This window comes from Benzoatithermus flavus (genome assembly GCF_037908215.1).
Taxonomy (GTDB): domain Bacteria; phylum Pseudomonadota; class Alphaproteobacteria; order Geminicoccales; family Geminicoccaceae; genus Benzoatithermus; species Benzoatithermus flavus.
Map to the genome: position 1 here is coordinate 35951 of NZ_JBBLZC010000029.1, position 16431 is coordinate 52381.

Genomic DNA, 16431 nt, shown 5'->3' on the forward strand with positions numbered 1-16431 from the left:
GCATGGCTAGAGCACCGCCCGGAACACCTGGTAGGCCTCGGCATACTCCACCCCGATCTCGCTGCCCCGGATCCGGGCCAGAGCCCGGATCGCCTCGGGGCTCCGCACGTGCGGCACCGGCCGGAGCTGCGAGCGGTAGAGCGCGTTCGCCTCGAGCTTGGCCTCGATGTGATCGGTGATGTCGACGAAGGCCGCGGGCCTCGGCAGATCGCTCCAGGCGAAGTTGAGCTTGGTCTGCTCGTAGGCGAGCACGAACGGGATCAGCCACTTGCCGAACACGGGCGCGATCGGCCGCGCGGCTGCGAACGCGGTCTCGAAGGTCTGCCGGTGGTCCTGGTCGTAGTCGACGTAGCTCGGCAGGAGCAGAAGCTCCGGCCGATGCTCGTTGAACAGATGCTCGAACCGGTCGACGAGATCGCGCTTCGGCACCGTGTCGAGCTTCTCGATCAGGCCCTGGTCGGGGAAGAAGATCTCCCACGTGAAGCGCAGATGCGCCGCCACCCTTTCGATCTCCGCGATCCGCTCGGCGAACGAGACCCCGCCCGGCAGGCCGTAATGATGAAAGCCGTCCACGGTCATGAAGACGACGTGGACCTTCGCCCCCGCGCGGCCCAGCCGCGCCATCAGCCCGCCGCAGCCCAAGACGTCGTCGTCGGCGTGCGGCGCCACCACGACCGCCCGCGAGACACCCTCAAGCAGCTTCATCGGCACAGAAATCCCGGTGCGAGCGATAGAAGGCGATGGTCTGCTGGATCAGCTCGTCGAGCCCGACCCTGGGTGTCCAGCCGGCGGCGACGGCAGCGTCCAGCACCGGCAGCTTGTCGACCGAAGCCGCTTCTTCGTAGAGTTCGCCGTGGATCGCCTTGCCGTCGACGTGCACGATCGGCGACGTGCTGCCGGCGAGCCGCTTGATGCGATGGGCCAGCTCCAGCACCGAGACGGCGTTGTCGGGGTTGCCGAGATTGACGATGCCGTGCCCGCTCGCGAGCGCCGCGTCGAGATGCTCGACCAGGAAGCGGGCAAGGTCGGTGGCGGCGAGGAAAGCACGGGTCTGCCGGCCGCCCGCGAACACGGTGATCGGCTGGCCAGAGAGCGCCTGCTGCACGAAGGTCGGCATGACGAAGCCGCCGGCCTTGCTCTGCCGCGAGCCCGTGACGTTGAACGGACGGATGACGAGGCCCTTGAGCCCGCGGTGGCGGCTGTTCAGGGTCATGGCCTCGGTGAGCGCCTTGCCGATCGCGTACTCGACGCGGGTGCTGTAGGGCACAGGCACGATCAGGTCGTCGCTTTCGGCGAGCCGGCCGCTCCTGCCGTAGACCTCGGCCGAGCTGAAGACGACGAGCGGCCGGCCGGCCTCGAGGCAGGCCTCGATCACGCGATGGGTGGCATTCACGATCTCGAAGCCGAGACGGCCGGTATATTTCAGGATGCTGGCCGGGCCGACGTGCGAGGCGGCGTGGATCACGAGGTCGAAGGCCGCGAGGTCCGCCCCCTGCTCGAGATAGTCCTCGATGCTGATCGTGTGGATCGCGACCTCGGGCATGCCCCGATACCAGCTGCCGTCGGTCACGGCCTGAACCATGGAGTCGACCAGGGTCACGGCATGGCCAGCGGCAAGGAACGCATCGGCGACATGGGTGCCGATGAAGCCTAGCCCGCCGGTGATCAGAACATGCCGACGCCGGCTTCGCGGTCTGATCGGTTCGATGGTCATTCTGACACCCTTCTCTTCAATATGTCTCGGGCGCTGCGTGCAAGGCGGGGAGCATCCATCTCGACACCGGGCCGCACCGAGCCGGGAGCAGCCTCAGCGTGATTTATGGTGCCACCATCTGAACTCCTGATTATATCTAAACCAGAAATTACAGATCGTCCATATACGCAGAATTTTCCCGTCCGCTTCCAGAGAGATTAACGCAAAGGGCAGGATGTCTGTAGAGGTAAATTGCCGTTACGGTAGAAGAGCGTGCAGCTCGTCGAACCGGTCGAGCACGTACGTGGCGCCGGCCGCGACCAGCTCCTCGGCCGGATGATTGCCCCAGCTCACCCCTACCGGCACGGCTGCCGCCGCGCGCGCCATCAGGATGTCGAAGCTGGTGTCGCCCACGAGCATGGTCTCGTGCGGACTGCTGCCGGTCTCGGCCATGGCGGCCTCGAGCATGGCGGGATGGGGCTTGCTCGGATGCAGGTCGGCCGTCTGCAGGGTGACGAAGCAGCGCTCGAGCCCGTGCCGCTCGAGCACGGCGCGCAGGCCCCGCATCGCCTTGCCGGTTGCGATCCCGAGCAGGAGATCGCGCTCGAGGAGCGCTTCGAGCAGCTCACGGGCGCCGGGGAACAGTGGCTCGTGAAAATCCGGCCGGGCGCGGTGTTCGAGGAACGCGGCCCGATAATGCTCAGCCAGCCGCGCACCCAAGATCGGATCGGGCTCGGCCAGAAGGGCCGTCATGGCCTCCAGGAGCGAGAGGCCGACGATCCGGCGCACCGCCTCGGCCGGCGGCGGGATCAGGCCCTCCGCCCGGAACGCGGCTTGAGCGCAGGCGACGATCGTGGCTTGGCTGTCCACGAGCGTGCCGTCGCAGTCGAACACGATCAGACGCACGATGGTGTGAGTCTCCTTCGATGGAGGGCTCCTTTTCCGAGCCGCAATGTTTCAGTATCAAAGTATTGGCCGACGAGGCACCCTGCCTGCGTCACCGGCGTCGGATCTCGATGATGGCACGGTCACGATGCTCGGCAACATGTTCGACCACATCGCCCGCCGCAACGGCCGCGGCGACAATCCCTCGCGTCTGCTCGAGGCATGGATGCCCAACCCGCCGCTCGAGCTGCTCGACAGCCTTGCCTATGGGCCACGCCCGCGCCAACGGCTAGACCTTTATCTGCCACACGACCCGCGCGCGCGGCGTCGCCTCGTGGTCTTCCTCTATGGCGGCGGCTGGGACGCAGGTGCCAGGCGGACCTACCGCTTCATCGCCCACATGATGGTCGCCTGCGGCTTCGCGGTGGCAGTGCCGGACTATCGCCTGTTTCCGGAGGCGCGCTTCCCGGACTTCCTCGAGGACACGGCCTCGGCGCTGGGCTGGCTCTACCGCAACGCACTGGACTTCGGCGTCGACAGCAGCCGGATGACCCTGATCGGCCACTCGGCCGGCGCCTACAATGCGGTCGTGGCGGCGCTCGATCCCGCCTATCTCGAGCGGGCCGGAGTCCCGCCGTCGGCGCTGCGCGGTGTGGTGGGCCTGGCCGGACCTTACGCTTTCAATCCGCTCGACTACGAGGAGACGCGGGAGATCTTCGCCACCGCCCGCCACGACCCGACCCGGGTCCAGCCCGTCCGTCTGGTCCGCCGGCACGTCCCGCCCATGCTCCTGGCGCACGGCATGCGCGATCAGCGGGTCCTGCCGATCAACAGCCTGAAGCTGGCCGAGGCCCTGCGCGAGACCGGCAACGAGGCCACCGCCAAACTCTACCCACGGCACGGCCATGTCGGCATCCTGCTCGCCATGGCCAACCCGTTCCGCCGCGTGTTCCGGGTGTTGAGCGACACCGTGGCCTTCCTCGACCGGGTACTGGGCCGGCCGGGCTGAACGGCGCCAAGCTTCGCTTCTTGCCGCGTGCGGACACGTGGCTAAGATTGGTGCCGCCGGCTTCTCGACCGCGGCTTCCCTCAACCCTGGCCCGCCGACCTCCATGCTGCGCCGCCTGCTCCGCGATCCCGTGACCCTGTTCGGGCTCGCCGTGATCCTCGCGACCGTGCTCGCGGCGCTCCTGGCCCCGCAGCTCGCTCCCTACTCGCCCGACGAGCAGTTCTTCGACGGCCTGTCGCTCGAAGGAGCCCCTCTGCCGCCGAGCGAGCGCTTCTGGCTCGGCACCGACCTTCTGGGCCGCGACCTGCTCTCGCGGCTGATCTGGGGCTCGCGCACCTCGCTTCTGATCGGCGTGGTCGCGAACGGCTTCGCCGTGCTCCTGGGGACGCTCCTGGGCGTCGCCGCCGGCTACGCGCGCGGCTGGCTCGGAGCCGTCATCATGCGCTTCACCGACCTCATGATGGCATTCCCCGCCCTTCTCCTCGCGATAGCGCTCGCTGCCATCTTCCGGCCCTCTTTATGGATCGTGGCGCTGGTGATCGCGATGGTGAACTGGGTGCAGATCGCGCGCATCGTCTACACCGAGACCAGCTCGCTCGTGGAGCGCGAGTTCATCGAGGCGAGCCGCGCCATCGGCGCCGGGCCATTGCGCATCCTCCTCAGCCACGTCCTGCCGCATCTCGTCCCCACCATGCTGGTCTGGGGCACCCTGGGCATCGCCACGACCGTGCTGCTCGAGGCCACCCTCTCCTTCCTCGGCGTGGGCGTGCGGCCACCGACACCTTCCTGGGGCAACATCATCTTCGAGAACCAGACCTGGCTCACGACGGCACCCTGGCTCGTCGTCTTTCCCGGTGCCGCGATCCTGCTGCTCGCCCTTGCCTTCAACCTCGTGGGCGACGCGCTCCGGGATGCGCTCGACCCCACCCAGCGGGGCCGTGACTGATGGCGACCTACCTCGCCCGCCGCCTGGGCCAGGCCCTCTTCATCCTGCTCGGCATCACGCTCGTCACCTATCTTCTTCTCTTCCTCCTGCCGGCCGACCCCGTGCGGCAGATCGCGGGCCGGAGCGCCACGCCCGAGGTGGTCGAGAGCATCCGCCGCCAGCTCGGGCTCGACCTGCCGCTCTGGCAGCAGTACCTGCGCTATCTCGGCCGGCTGCTCACGGGCGACCTCGGCCGCTCCTACGCCCAGAAGACCGAGGTGACGACGCTGATCCTCTCCCGCCTGCCGGCGACGCTCCAGCTCATGGCAGGGGCGATCGCGGTCGAGCTCCTGATCGGCCTGCCCCTGGGGGTCCTCGCCGCCGCCAAGCGCGGCCGGCCCGTGGACCGGGCGCTGATGGTGGCCTCGCTCACCGCCGTCTCGGCCCCGCAGTTCGTGGTCGGCATCCTCCTGCTCTACGTCTTCGCCGTGCAGCTCGGCTGGTTTCCGATCGGCGGCTACGGCAGCTTCTCGCACCTCGTCCTGCCGGCGCTGACGCTGGGGCTCCTGGGCGGCGGCTGGTACGCGCGCATGACCCGCTCGGCCATGCTCGACGTGCTGCGCCAGGACTACATCACCACCGCGCGCGCGAAGGGAGCGGGCAGCGCGCGCATCCTCCTCGTCCACGCGTTCAGGAACGCGGCGCTGCCGATCATCGCCATGATCGGGCTCGACATCGGCATCTTCATGAGCGGCGCCGTGGTCGTGGAATCGGTGTTCGGCTGGCCCGGCATCGGTCAGCTCGTCTGGCAGGCGATCCAGCTCGTGGACATTCCGGTGATCGTGGGTGTGACGGCCGTGGCCGCCTGCTTCATCGTGCTCGGCAACCTCATGGCCGACATCGCGGCCCCGTTCGTGGACCCGCGCATCAAGCGGCGATGAGGCCGCTCAGACAGCCGTCAGCCGTTCCCTCACCCAATCGGCGAGGGCCTCCTCGCTCAGATCCCCTGCAGCCAGGGCCGAGAAGGTCACGACGCAGTCGGCATCCTCGGCCTCGAGCCGATGGCCGTTGAGCTCCGGGAACAGCTCCAGGACCACGAGCGCCACCCGCTTGTTGCCGTCGACGAAAGGGTGGTTGCGCGTGATCCCATAGGCGTAGGCCGCCGCCAAGGCTGCGAGATCCACCTCGGGCTCGTAGGCGGCGAGATGCTGCGGCCGGGCGAGCGCCGATTCGAGCAGGCCCAGGTCGCGCACGCCGGCAGCCCCGCCATGCTCGGCGATCTGCTCGTCGTGGATCGCGAGCACCACCGCCTGCGCGACCCAGACCGGGTGCATGAGCGCCTACTTCGCGAGCTCGCGCAGCGCGTTGCGGCGCCGCTTCATGATCGCGCGCGCCTTCTCCATCTGCTCCTCGAACCCGGGATCATAGGGCGTGATCCGATAGCCGTCGGCGGCCTCGGTCAGATAGACCACGTCGCCCTTCCCCACCTTCAGGCGGTTGACGGCCTCCTTGGGCAGCACGAGACCGAGCGAGTTGCCGATCTGGGCGATCTTGAGTGCGAGCATGGTGGCATCGTCCCGTTATGACAGATGTTATAATATGGCCGACCGGGGCGGCTGGCAAGGCGCCTGTCGACCGGTCTCGCGGGCTGCGCTATCAGAAGGGCAAGAGGCACGGGAGGCACGAGATGGCACGAGGGCTGCTCGCGGGCACGGCGCTGACGCTGACACTCGCGTTCACGGCTGCGGCTTCGGCCGAGACGATCAAGCAGGGCGGGCAGATGGTCGTCACCTACAAGGACGACGTCAGCACGCTCGATCCGGCGATCGGCTACGACTGGCAGAACTGGTCGATCATCAAGAGCCTGTTCGACGGGCTCATGGACTACAAGCCCGGCACCACCGAGCTCGTCCCCGACCTCGCCGAGGGCTTCGACATCGCCCCCGACGGCAGGACCTACACCTTCCATCTGCGGGACGGGGTGAAGTTCCACAACGGCCGCGCACTCACCGCCGAGGACATCAAGTACTCGATCGAGCGCGTGCGCGATCCCGCGACCCAGAGCCCGGGTGCCGGCTTCTTCGGCTCGATCGAGAGCATCGAGGTTCCGGATCCGCGCACCATCGTCTTCAAGCTCTCGCGGCCCGACGCGACCTTCCTCCACGTCATGGCGATCAACTTCAGCTTCGCCGTGCCCAGGGAGGAGGTCGAGAAGTACGGCGCCGACTTCGGCAAGCATCCCGTCGGCACCGGCGCCTTCAGGCTCGAGGAGTGGACGCTGGGCCAGCGCCTCGTGCTCGCGCGCAACCCCGCTCACTGGAAGGCCGGCAAGCCGCATCTGGATCGGATCGTGTTCGAGATCGGCCAGGAGCCCTTGGTGGCACTCCTGCGCCTCCAGCGCGGCGAGGTCGACATCCTGGGTGACGGCATTCCGCCGGCCAAGTTCCTCGAGGTCAGGAACAGCCCGGAGTGGGGTGACAACATCGTCGAGGGCGGCCAGCTTCATACCGGCTACGTGACGATGAACGTCAACGTGCCGCCCTTCGACAAGAAGGAGGTGCGCCAGGCGGTCAACCACGCCATCAACAAGGAGCGCATCGTCCGGATCATCAACGGCCGCGCCAAGCCCGCGAACCAGCCGCTGCCGCCCTCGATGCCGGGCTACGCCGAGGACTACCAAGGCTACGCCTACGATCCGGCGAAGGCCAAGTCGCTGCTCCAGGCGGCGGGTCTCGGCAACGGCTTCTCGACCGTGCTCTATGCCAACAACACCGACCCGAACCCGCGCATCGCGCAGGCGATCCAGCAGGATCTGGCCGCGATCGGGATCAAGGCCGAGCTCAGGACCCTGGCCCAGGCCAACGTGATCGCGGCCGGCGGGGAGAAGACGGGTGCGCCCATGATCTGGTCGGGCGGCATGGCCTGGATCGCCGACTTCCCCGATCCCTCCAACTTCTACGGGCCGATCCTGGGCTGCGCGGGTGCGGTGCCCGGCGGCTGGAACTGGTCCTGGTACTGCAACGAGGCGCTCGACAGGAAGGCGGCCGAGGCGGATGCCATCACCGATCCGGCACGGGCGGGGGAGCGCCTGGCGCTCTGGCGCGAGATCTTCCTCGATATCATGGCCGATGCGCCCTGGGCGCCGGTGTTCAACGAACAGCGCTTCACCATGAAATCCGACCGGATCGGCGGGCCCGACGCGATCTTCGTCGACCCCGTCCACATCCCGGTCCATTACGACGAGGTCTGGGCCAAGGATGCGCAGTAGCCACACGATCCACCGGCACCACCACCATTTCGGCTGGGACAACGCCAACACCCCGGCCCTCGTGATCGCACCGGGCGATACGGTCGAGTTCGAGACGGTCGACAGCTCGGGTGCCCAGCTCAACCCCGGCTCCGGCCTGGACGACCTCGCCCGGCTCGATTTCGGCAAGGTCAATCCCGTGACCGGTCCCATCCACGTGGACGGAGCCGAGCCCGGCGATGCCTTGAAGGTGACGATCCACGCGTTCCAGCCCTCGGGCTGGGGCTGGACCGCCAACATTCCGGGCTTCGGCCTTCTGGCCGACCAGTTCCAGGAGCCGGCGCTCCACATCTGGAAGTACGACCCGTCGAGCCTCGCCCCCGCCGTCTATGGGCCCGGCGGGCGCGTGCCGCTCAAGCCCTTCGCCGGTACCATCGGCCTCGCTCCCGCCGAGCCCGGCCTCCACAGCATCGTCCCGCCGCGCGCCTGTGGCGGCAACATGGACGTGCGCGACCTCGCCGCCGGCACCGAGCTCTACCTGCCCGTGCAGGTGAAGGGTGCCCTGTTCTCGATCGGCGACACGCACGCGGCGCAGGGCGACGGCGAGGTCTGTGGCACAGCGATCGAGAGCCCGATGTCGGTGGTGCTCTCCTTCGAGCTCGTGAAGGGCGCCAACCTCGGGATGCCACGCTTCACCACGCCGGGGCCGGTGAGCCGCCATCTCGACGGCGAGGGCTACGAGGTGACGACCGGCATCGGCCCCGATCTCATGCAGGCCGCGCGCGCCGCGGTGAGCGGGATGATCGACCTCCTGAGCGGCCGCTTCGGCATGAAGCCGGTCGAGGCCTACATGCTGTGCAGCGTGTGCGCCGACCTTCGGATCAGCGAGATCGTGGACGTGCCCAACTGGGTGGTCTCGCTCTACTTTCCCCGGATCGTGCTGCGATGATGACGGGCGGGCCGCTCACGGCCCGTCTCCCCTTCCCGCCGCCCGAGGCCGCGACGGCGCTGCTCGAAATTGAAGGACTCGAGGTCGCGTTCCGGGGCGAGGCAGGCGAGGTGCGGGTGGTGGAGGAGGTGGATCTCCGTCTCGCCCCCGGCCGGATTCTGGGCCTCGTCGGCGAGTCCGGCTGCGGCAAGAGCATTACCGCGCGCGCCATCATGCGCCTTCTGCCGGAGCCACCCGCGCGGGTGAACGCCAGGACGCTGCGGTTCGATGGCACCGAGCTCCTGCGCCTGCCCGAGCGCCGGATGCGGAATGTGCGCGGCAATCAGATCGCCATGATCTTCCAGGAGCCGATGACCTCGCTCAACCCGACCTGGCCCGTGGGCTACCAGATCGAGGAAAGCCTCAAGCTCCACACCGATCTCGGCTCAAGGGCGCGCAAGGAGCGCGTGCAGGAGCTCCTGCGCCGGGTCGGGATCGGCGCTCCCGAGCGCCGGGCGGCGCAGTACCCGCATCAGCTCTCGGGGGGCTTGCGCCAGCGCGTCATGATCGCGATGGCGCTCGCCTGCGCGCCCAGGCTCCTGATCGCCGACGAGCCCACGACCGCGCTCGACGTCACCGTCCAGGCGCAGATCCTGGAGCTGATGGCGAGCTTGCGCGACGAGCTCGGGACGGCGATCCTCCTCATCACCCACGATCTCGGCGTCGTCGCCGAGTTCTGCGACGAGGTGGCGGTGATGTATGCCGGCCGGATCGTCGAGCAGGCGCCGGTCGGCACCCTGTTCGCGCGGCCGTCCCACCCCTACACGGCGGGCCTTCTCGCCGCCATGCCCAGGCTCGATGCCGGCCGCGGCCGTCTGCCGACCATCCCGGGCAGCGTGCCGCCGCCGGGCCGGCGGCCCACGGGCTGCCCCTTCCATCCGCGCTGCCCCCGCGCTCTCGAACGCTGCCGGGCGGCGATGCCGCCCTTGGCACCCGTGGCGGGCCACGACGTCGCCTGCTGGAATCCCGTGTCGTGACCGGTCAGCCGCTCCTGCTCGTCGAGAACCTGGTCACGAGCTTCCCGCTCGAGGGCGGCGGACGCATCCATGCCGTGAACGGCGTCGATCTCGGCCTGCAGCGCGGCGAGACGCTCGGCATCGTCGGCGAATCGGGCTGCGGCAAGTCCACGCTCGTCCGCTCGATCCTGCGGCTGGTCGAGCCCGCCTCGGGCCGGGTACGATTCGAGGGCGAGGATCTCTTGGGCCTGTCGAAGCCGGCGCTGCGCCGCCGCCGGCGCGACATGCAGCTCGTCTTCCAGGACCCCATGGCCTCGCTCGATCCGCGCTTCACGGTGGGCCGGAGCCTGGCCGAGCCTCTGGTCGTCCACGGGCTCGGCAACCGGGCGGAGCGCCAGGCACGGGTGGCCGAGCTGCTCGAGACCGTGGGCCTCGATCCAGGGGCCGCGAGCCGCTACCCGCACGAGTTCTCGGGCGGCCAGCGCCAGCGGATCGGCATAGCACGGGCGATAGCGCTCGCCCCGAAGCTGGTCGTCCTCGACGAGCCGGTCTCGGCCCTCGACGTCTCGATCCAGTCGCAGGTCCTGAATCTCCTCATGGACCTCAAGGAGCGGCTCGGGCTCTCCTACCTCTTCATCTCGCACGACCTCGGCGTGGTCCATGCGATCAGCGACCGGGTGGCCGTGATGTATCTCGGCCGGATCGTCGAGACCGCCTCGGCCGAGCGTCTCTTCACCGATCCGGCGCATCCCTACACCGAAGCGCTCCTCGCCGCCGTGCCGCAGCCGGACCCGGCCAGGCGCCGCCGCCGGGCGCCGCTCGAGGGCGAGCCGCCGAGCCCGGAGCGCCCGCCTTCGGGCTGCCCGTTTCACCCGCGCTGCCCGAAGGCGATGGCCGTCTGCCGCGCGGTCGTGCCCGAGCCACGCCAGCTCTCGGCCGGGCACGAGGTGCGCTGCCACCTCTACGGCTGATGGCGCTGCCTAATCCGGCCACTCGTCGAGGCTCGCCCCCGGCAGCTCCGGAACGCCGAGGCCGAGCCACCGCAGCGCCTCCCGGAAGGAGGCCGGGGGCTCGGCAGTGAGGCGCAAGGGGCGGCCCTTGGGCTGCGGCAGCTCGAGCTCGCGGGCGTGGAGCATCAGGCCCTTGGGAGCGCCCGTGGGGTGCGCCGCCTTGCCGCCGTACTTGCCGTCGCCCAGGATCGGCGTGCCGATGGCGGCGCAATGAACGCGAAGCTGGTGGGTGCGGCCGGTGAGCGGCATGAGGCCGACCCAGGCCGCGACCTTGCCGGCGCGCGCCAGCACCATGAAGCGGGTGCGGGCGTTGCGCGCCTCCGGCGCGTCCTCCTCGTCGCGGACGACGGTGCGCATCTTCTCCTGGCCCACCGGCCCGGCCTTGACCAGCGGCACGTCGATCAGGCCGTGGTTGCGTTCGGGGCCCTTGAGGACGATGGCCCAGTAGAGCTTGCGCACCTTGTGCTGCTGGAAGGCGAAGGTGAGCTCGCGCGCGGCTTCTGCCGAGCGCGCCACCACGAGGAGCCCCGAGGTGTCGCGGTCGAGCCGGTGCACGAGGCGCGGCCGCTCGCCCTTCCTGGCGAAGGCAGCGAGCAGGCCGTCGATGTGGCGTGTGGTGCCGCTGCCGCCCTGGACGGCGAGGCCCGCGGGCTTGTTGAAGGCGATGAGCCGCTCGTCCTCGTACATGACGAGGCTCCTGATGAAGGCCGCATCCTCCGCCCGGAGCGGACGATGGGCGGGCTTCTCCGGTGCTGCCGGCGCCTTCGCCGCCTCGTCGAGCGGCGGTACCCGGACGATCTGGCCGTGCGCGAGCCGGGCATTGGCCTCGACCCGCTTGCCGTCGAGTCGGAACTGGCCGGTGCGGCAGAGCTTCTGGAGCTGGCCGAAGCTCAGGCCCGGGAAATGGGCCTTGGCCCAGCGATCGAAGCGCCAGCCCTCCTCCTCCGGGCGGACCTCGAGATGGGTGACGGCACTCATCGGCCGGCCTCGCGCTTCTCCCGCAAGGCCGCGAGCCGTTCGCCGCGCGCCTTCAGCTCGGCCTCGAAGCCCTCCGCCGTGGGCACGTAGTAGTGCTCGCGCGCCATGGCCTCGGGGAAATAGTTCTGGCCGGAGAACCGGTCGGGCGCGTCGTGGTCGTAGGCGTAGCCTTCTCCGTAGCCGAGCTGCTTCATCAATCCGGTCGGGGCGTTGAGGATGTGCATGGGTGGCGGCAGCGAGCCCCGCTCCCTGGCCGAGCGCATGGCCGCCTTGAAGGCGACATAGCCCGCGTTCGACTTGGGCGCCAGCGCCAGGTAGATCGCGACCTGCGCCAGCGCCAGCTCGCCCTCGGGCGAGCCGAGCTGCTCGAAGGTCTCGGCGGCGGCGCGGGCGAGGACGAGGGCTTGCGGATCGGCGAGGCCGATATCCTCGATCGCCATGCGCACGAGCCGGCGTGCGAGATAGCGCGGGTCCTCGCCGCCCTGGAGCATGCGGGCGAGCCAGTAGAGGGCGGCGTCGGGGTCGGAGCCGCGGATGGATTTGTGAAGGGCGCTGATCAGGTTGTAGTGCGCCTCCTGCGCCTTGTCGTAGACCGGCAGGCGGCGCTGGAGGAGATCGGCGAGGGCGGCGGGGTCGAGGACCGGCTCGGGCGGCAGGTCGGCGATGGTCTCGACCAGGTTCAGAAGATAGCGCCCGTCGCCGTCGGCGAGCTCGGCGAGGCGCCGGCGCGCGGCCGCATCGAGCGGGAGCGCATGGCCGAGCGCTGCTTCGGCGCGCTCCAGGAGGGTGAGGAGCGCCGTCTCGGGCAGGCGGTCGAGCACCAGCACGTGGCAGCGCGAGACGAGGGCCGGGGTGAGCGCAAAGGAGGGATTCTCGGTGGTGGCGCCGATCAGCGTCACCGTGCCGTCCTCGACCTCGTGCAGGAGCCCGTCCTGCTGGGTGCGGTTGAAGCGGTGGATCTCGTCGATGAACAGGATCGGCCGCCGCCCGCGTGCGCGGTATTTGCGCGCCTCCTCGAAGCTTTTGCGCAGATCCGCCACGCCCGCCATGACCGCGGAGAGCGCCAGGAGCGGCTCGCCCACCTCTTTCGCGAGCAGCCGGGCGAGCGTGGTCTTGCCGCAGCCGGGCGGGCCCCAGAGGATGAGGGAGGCGAGCCGACGCCGCTGCAGCATCCGCGAGAGCGGCGCTTCGGGCTTCAGGAGCTGGTCCTGACCGACGAGGTCGGCGAGGGTGCGAGGCCGGAGCCGGTCGGCCAACGGCCGGTCACCCGGCTCGCGCGCGGCGGGCGGGGGCGGGCCGGATTCGAGGTCGGTGAAGAGGTCGCTCATGGACGAAGCTTAGCAGGGCGCAAGGGCCGGCGTCCCGAAATCGTTCGTGCAGGCAGGCCCTGCGCCGGCACGTGGAGCGTTGTTTCTCCCGGCCGGTGCGGTCGCTGAGCCAGCCGGAAACCAGGCGGGCGGCACTGGGAGCGCATCCTGCATTCGAGCACAGGCCGACTGCCCGTCGACGGATCGCCCCCGCAGAGCCGATTTCCCTTGCCTCCACGCCGGATCGGGCGACACTCCGCTCGCATCGCACGCCCAGGGAGGAGCCCCATGCCCACGTCCCACACCGGTCAATGCTTCTGCGGCGCCGTCGAGATCCGCGTCACCGGCGAGCCCCAGCTCATGGGCTACTGCCACTGCCGTTCGTGCCGGTCCTGGTCGGGCGGCCCGGTCAACGCGTTCACGCTCTGGTCGCCCGAGGCGGTTCGGGTGGTCAAGGGTGCGGAGCACATCGCCACCTTCCAGAAGACCCCGCTCAGCCAGCGCCAGTATTGCCGCGTCTGCGGCGGCCACCTGATGACGGCCCATCCCCCGCTGAACCTGGTCGACGTCTTCGCCGCCACCCTGCCCGACCTTCCCTTCGCCCCGCAGCTCCACGTCAACTATGCCGAGACCGTCCTGCCGATGCGCGACGGCCTGCCCAAGTTCAAGGATTTTCCGGCCGAGGCCGGCGGCTCGGGCGAGATGGTCCCGGAATAGGGGCAGGTCCCTGCCACCGGAAGGGCCGGTGCCGCCCGATCCGCCGGCCCTCGCGCCTCGCCGGCCGAGCTGCGCCCGGCACCCGTTCATCCGCGCGGCCGCCCCGACCTGGGCCGCGACGCGAACGAGGCGGGCGAGCTGGCCTCGTCCGCCGCCTGTGCGGCCTCCGATAGGTGCCCGCCGATCGAGCGAGCAGCACAGCGCCATCTTCGAAGGCGGGATACCCTCTGCTGCGCGGGATACCCGCCATGCCGCTCCTCCTGCCGGCTCCTGTCCGGCTGCCGGGGCTCTGTCACCTCGTCCTGGCGCTGATGCGCGCTGCCTGGCTTCTGCCCGGGACGGCGCCGTGGCCGGACCGCGCGAGACGGTGGCGGCCGTGCCCGGGGAGCGGACGGAGGTGCCGGCCGAGGCGCTCGAGAGCTATTGACGGCGGCGCGCCGGCTGCCGACTGTCCACCATCCTTCACCGCCGAGGCTCGACCATGAGACGTTTCCGTGCGCTGGCCGCTCTGCTCGCCCTGGGTTGCGGGATCGTTCCCGCCGCTGCCGAGGAGGTCGGCAGCTTCACGAACGACTGGACCGGCAACGGCATCGTGGTCGAGGCGATCGCCGACCCCAAGGTCGACGGTGTCACCTGCCACATCAGCCATTTCGAGCGCGGCTTCATCGACAAGCTGACCAAGGGCAACTGGTTCGAGGACCCGTCCAACGCCTCGATCGCCTGCCGCCAGACCGGCCCGATCACGATCCGCGACATCGACCGCAGCAAGTCGGGCGAGGAGGTATTCAGCCAGCGGCTCAGCCTCGTGTTCAAGTCGCTGGCCGTGCGCCGGATCTACGACAAGGCCAACAACACGCTGATCTACGTCGTCTACAGCCGGCAGGTCACCGAAGGCTCGGCCAAGATGGGGATCAGCACCGTCGCCCTCTACAATCAGCAGGTCAGCGGCTTGTAGCGACCGGCCCGAGGACGCACGATGCTGTGCGCTCCACCCTGCGCCGCTTGCCACCGGCCGCGCACCGCCTATGCTCGAGCGGTCGGAAAAGGGAGCGACCATGCGCAGGATCAGGGTCATCGGGATGGCCGGCCTCCTTGCCCTCCTCGCCGGGCATGCGACGGAGGCGGCCAATCCCGGCAAGCTCGACACCACGGCCGATCTGCTCGCCTTCTGCGAGGGATCGGGCGATGCCGGCGATCCGACCGGGGCGGACCTCGCCTTCTGCAACGGCTTCATCGCCGGCACCGGGTTGTTCTATCTCGAGCTCGTCCGTGCCGACGCGATCAAACCGCTCGCCTGCAAGGAGCCGACACCGCCGCTGAACGAGATCCGCAGCGCTTTCGTGCGCTGGGCCAAGGCCAACCCGCAGCAGTTGAGCGCGAAACCCGTCGACGGCTTCTGGCAGGCCATGGCCGCAACCTATCCCTGCTCCAGGTAGGAGCGAGGCCAATGGCGGAGAACGGGGACATGCGAAGTCTACGCGGCGCGGCGGTGGCGTTACTGCTGCCGCTTCTCGCGGCCGCCTGCTCGGTCAACCGGCAGACGGGAGAGCGCACGCTCACCGGCGCCATCGTGGGTGCAGCGGGCGGGGCGGCAGTGGGCCTGCTCCACGGCGACTTCCTGAGCAGCGCCGTCACCGGCGCAGTCGCCGGCGGCACCGGCGGCTTCGTCTACGACCAGCTCAAGAAGCGCTGACGATCGCTCGCTCGGCTCGCGGGTAGCGCGTGCAGCCGAGGCTCACGGCCGCCGCAGCAGCACATGCGCCAGGAGCTGGAGCGGTGCTGTCGCCGGGCGGGTCAGGCCGGCGGCCCGGATGGGATCGCAATCCAGCCGGCGGATCCGCACGGCGTATCCTGCCGCCAGCGTCGCCGGCAGGAACGCCGCCATCACGGCACGCGTCGGCCGACCGGCCCGTGCCCGACCCGCCGTCAGCAGCGCCTCCACGCGCTCCAGCACGGCGCCGATCGCACCAGCCAGCGGCTGTGCCGTGCTCGCCTCGTCCACGGCTGCGGCTGGACGCAGCAGGCCTGCCGGCAGCGACTGGCGCCGGTGCCGCATCCCGTGCGCCACCGCACGGGCGATGCCGACGAGCCCGAAGGCGGTGCCGATCGCCGTCGCGGCCTCTGCCTCGGCGGGCGCATTGCCGCCCAGCGCCCGATAGATGATCGCCTGCAGCGCTCCGCTGGTCGCCGCCACGTAGCGCTCGAGCGCCGGCAGATCCTCGGCGACCACCTCGTCGAGTTCCCGCTCGCGCGCGTCGATCAGCGCCTGCAGCGCGGGTCCGGCGACCCAGCCCTCGCGGAAGGCCTGCGCCAGCGCCAGCACCACCGGATGCCGCCGCGGCCCCTCGCCCTGGTCGATTTCGGCGAGAGCATCCCGCCACCACTGGTAGCGGATGTAGCCGGCCATCGGCTGACTCACCACGTCCGGCACCCGTGCCAGCTCGTGATGGAGCAGCACGAGCGCGAGCACGGCATCGCGCCGCTCGGCCGGCGCGAACAGCGCGCACAGATACCGATCCGGGTCGTGCCGGCGCGCCTCGGCGGCGAGGTAGAACGAGCGTTCGTGAGGCTGCACGCGGAGCGATCCCTGTCGATGCCGGACGGAGGCCAGATAGCACACCGGGCGACGTCGGCTGGGTTTGGTTGCGGGGGCAGGATTTGAACCTGCGACCTTCAGGTTATGAGCCTGACGAGCTACCGGGCTGCTCCACCCCGC

Annotated in this window: 19 protein-coding genes; 11 read left to right on the forward strand and 8 right to left on the reverse strand. The window is 69.8% G+C overall.

Features of this window, described 5'->3' with window-relative positions; all coding sequences use genetic code 11:
- Positions 1 to 6 precede the first annotated feature (6 nt).
- The 3 genes from U1T56_RS20685 to U1T56_RS20695 all read right to left on the reverse strand — a co-directional run bounded on the left by U1T56_RS20685 (position 7) and on the right by U1T56_RS20695 (position 2599).
- Positions 7 to 705 (reverse strand): PIG-L deacetylase family protein, encoded by a 699-nt coding sequence (locus tag U1T56_RS20685; RefSeq protein WP_418161400.1) that lies wholly within the window; start codon positions 703 to 705, stop codon positions 7 to 9.
- Entirely contained in the window at positions 692 to 1714 is a 1023-nt protein-coding gene (locus U1T56_RS20690; protein ID WP_418161401.1) for an NAD-dependent epimerase/dehydratase family protein, read from the reverse strand. The genes U1T56_RS20685 and U1T56_RS20690 overlap by 14 nt, the downstream gene beginning before the upstream one ends.
- A 237-nt stretch (positions 1715 to 1951) precedes the next feature.
- Positions 1952 to 2599, reverse strand: coding sequence for an HAD-IA family hydrolase (locus U1T56_RS20695; RefSeq protein WP_418161402.1), 648 nt, complete (start codon positions 2597 to 2599; stop codon positions 1952 to 1954).
- 139 nt (positions 2600 to 2738) lie between these two features.
- Between U1T56_RS20695 and U1T56_RS20700 the strand changes: the two genes are divergently transcribed.
- The 3 genes from U1T56_RS20700 (at position 2739) to U1T56_RS20710 (ending at position 5453) form a co-directional block, all read left to right on the forward strand.
- Entirely contained in the window at positions 2739 to 3587 is an 849-nt protein-coding gene (locus tag U1T56_RS20700) for an alpha/beta hydrolase (protein WP_418161403.1), read from the forward strand.
- 103 nt (positions 3588 to 3690) lie between these two features.
- Positions 3691 to 4533, forward strand: coding sequence for an ABC transporter permease (locus U1T56_RS20705; protein ID WP_418161420.1), 843 nt, complete (start codon positions 3691 to 3693; stop codon positions 4531 to 4533).
- A complete protein-coding gene (locus U1T56_RS20710; RefSeq protein WP_418161404.1) occupies positions 4533 to 5453 on the forward strand; it encodes an ABC transporter permease in 921 nt (306 codons plus the stop codon). Before U1T56_RS20705 ends, U1T56_RS20710 begins: the two co-directional genes overlap by 1 nt.
- Positions 5454 to 5459: 6 nt before the next feature.
- Here the strand turns inward: U1T56_RS20710 and U1T56_RS20715 are convergent, their stop codons facing one another.
- Positions 5460 to 5846 (reverse strand): type II toxin-antitoxin system death-on-curing family toxin, encoded by a 387-nt coding sequence (locus U1T56_RS20715; protein ID WP_418161405.1) that lies wholly within the window; start codon positions 5844 to 5846, stop codon positions 5460 to 5462.
- Positions 5847 to 5852: 6 nt separating this feature from the next.
- A complete protein-coding gene (locus U1T56_RS20720) occupies positions 5853 to 6077 on the reverse strand; it encodes an AbrB/MazE/SpoVT family DNA-binding domain-containing protein (RefSeq protein WP_418161406.1) in 225 nt (74 codons plus the stop codon).
- A gap of 122 nt (positions 6078 to 6199) precedes the next feature.
- On the opposite strand from U1T56_RS20720, the gene U1T56_RS20725 reads away from it, so the two are divergent.
- From U1T56_RS20725 to U1T56_RS20740, 4 genes are read left to right on the forward strand one after another with little or no spacing between them, the layout of a single operon-like run.
- Positions 6200 to 7780, forward strand: coding sequence for an ABC transporter substrate-binding protein (locus U1T56_RS20725; RefSeq protein ID WP_418161407.1), 1581 nt, complete (start codon positions 6200 to 6202; stop codon positions 7778 to 7780).
- Positions 7770 to 8708, forward strand: coding sequence for an acetamidase/formamidase family protein (locus tag U1T56_RS20730; RefSeq protein WP_418161408.1), 939 nt, complete (start codon positions 7770 to 7772; stop codon positions 8706 to 8708). The genes U1T56_RS20725 and U1T56_RS20730 overlap by 11 nt, the downstream gene beginning before the upstream one ends.
- Entirely contained in the window at positions 8705 to 9724 is a 1020-nt protein-coding gene (locus U1T56_RS20735; protein ID WP_418161409.1) for an ABC transporter ATP-binding protein, read from the forward strand. The genes U1T56_RS20730 and U1T56_RS20735 overlap by 4 nt, the downstream gene beginning before the upstream one ends.
- The gene (locus U1T56_RS20740) at positions 9721 to 10674 is read left to right on the forward strand and encodes an ABC transporter ATP-binding protein (protein ID WP_418161410.1); all 954 of its coding nucleotides are present in this window, start codon (positions 9721 to 9723) and stop codon (positions 10672 to 10674) included. Before U1T56_RS20735 ends, U1T56_RS20740 begins: the two co-directional genes overlap by 4 nt.
- Before the next feature lie 9 nt (positions 10675 to 10683).
- Here U1T56_RS20740 and U1T56_RS20745 read toward each other — a convergent pair whose 3' ends face one another.
- Both U1T56_RS20745 and U1T56_RS20750 read right to left on the reverse strand, forming a co-directional pair.
- Positions 10684 to 11691, reverse strand: coding sequence for an RluA family pseudouridine synthase (locus U1T56_RS20745; protein WP_418161411.1), 1008 nt, complete (start codon positions 11689 to 11691; stop codon positions 10684 to 10686).
- Positions 11688 to 13019, reverse strand: coding sequence for a replication-associated recombination protein A (locus U1T56_RS20750; protein ID WP_418161412.1), 1332 nt, complete (start codon positions 13017 to 13019; stop codon positions 11688 to 11690). Before U1T56_RS20750 ends, U1T56_RS20745 begins: the two co-directional genes overlap by 4 nt.
- A gap of 267 nt (positions 13020 to 13286) precedes the next feature.
- On the opposite strand from U1T56_RS20750, the gene U1T56_RS20755 reads away from it, so the two are divergent.
- The 4 genes from U1T56_RS20755 to U1T56_RS20770 all read left to right on the forward strand — a co-directional run bounded on the left by U1T56_RS20755 (position 13287) and on the right by U1T56_RS20770 (position 15408).
- Positions 13287 to 13715, forward strand: coding sequence for a GFA family protein (locus U1T56_RS20755; protein WP_418161413.1), 429 nt, complete (start codon positions 13287 to 13289; stop codon positions 13713 to 13715).
- A gap of 481 nt (positions 13716 to 14196) precedes the next feature.
- Positions 14197 to 14670: a CreA family protein gene (locus U1T56_RS20760; RefSeq protein ID WP_418161414.1), complete on the forward strand. Its 474-nt coding sequence runs from the start codon at positions 14197 to 14199 to the stop codon at positions 14668 to 14670.
- 100 nt (positions 14671 to 14770) lie between these two features.
- The gene (locus U1T56_RS20765; protein WP_418161415.1) at positions 14771 to 15151 is read left to right on the forward strand and encodes a Rap1a/Tai family immunity protein; all 381 of its coding nucleotides are present in this window, start codon (positions 14771 to 14773) and stop codon (positions 15149 to 15151) included.
- A 29-nt stretch (positions 15152 to 15180) separates the two neighbouring features.
- Positions 15181 to 15408 (forward strand): hypothetical protein, encoded by a 228-nt coding sequence (locus tag U1T56_RS20770; RefSeq protein ID WP_418161416.1) that lies wholly within the window; start codon positions 15181 to 15183, stop codon positions 15406 to 15408.
- Positions 15409 to 15450: 42 nt separating this feature from the next.
- Here U1T56_RS20770 and U1T56_RS20775 read toward each other — a convergent pair whose 3' ends face one another.
- Positions 15451 to 16290 carry a phytoene/squalene synthase family protein gene (locus U1T56_RS20775; RefSeq protein ID WP_418161417.1) on the reverse strand — a complete coding sequence of 280 codons (840 nt, stop codon included), beginning with the start codon at positions 16288 to 16290 and terminating at the stop codon, positions 15451 to 15453.
- Between the last annotated feature and the right edge of the window lie 141 nt (positions 16291 to 16431).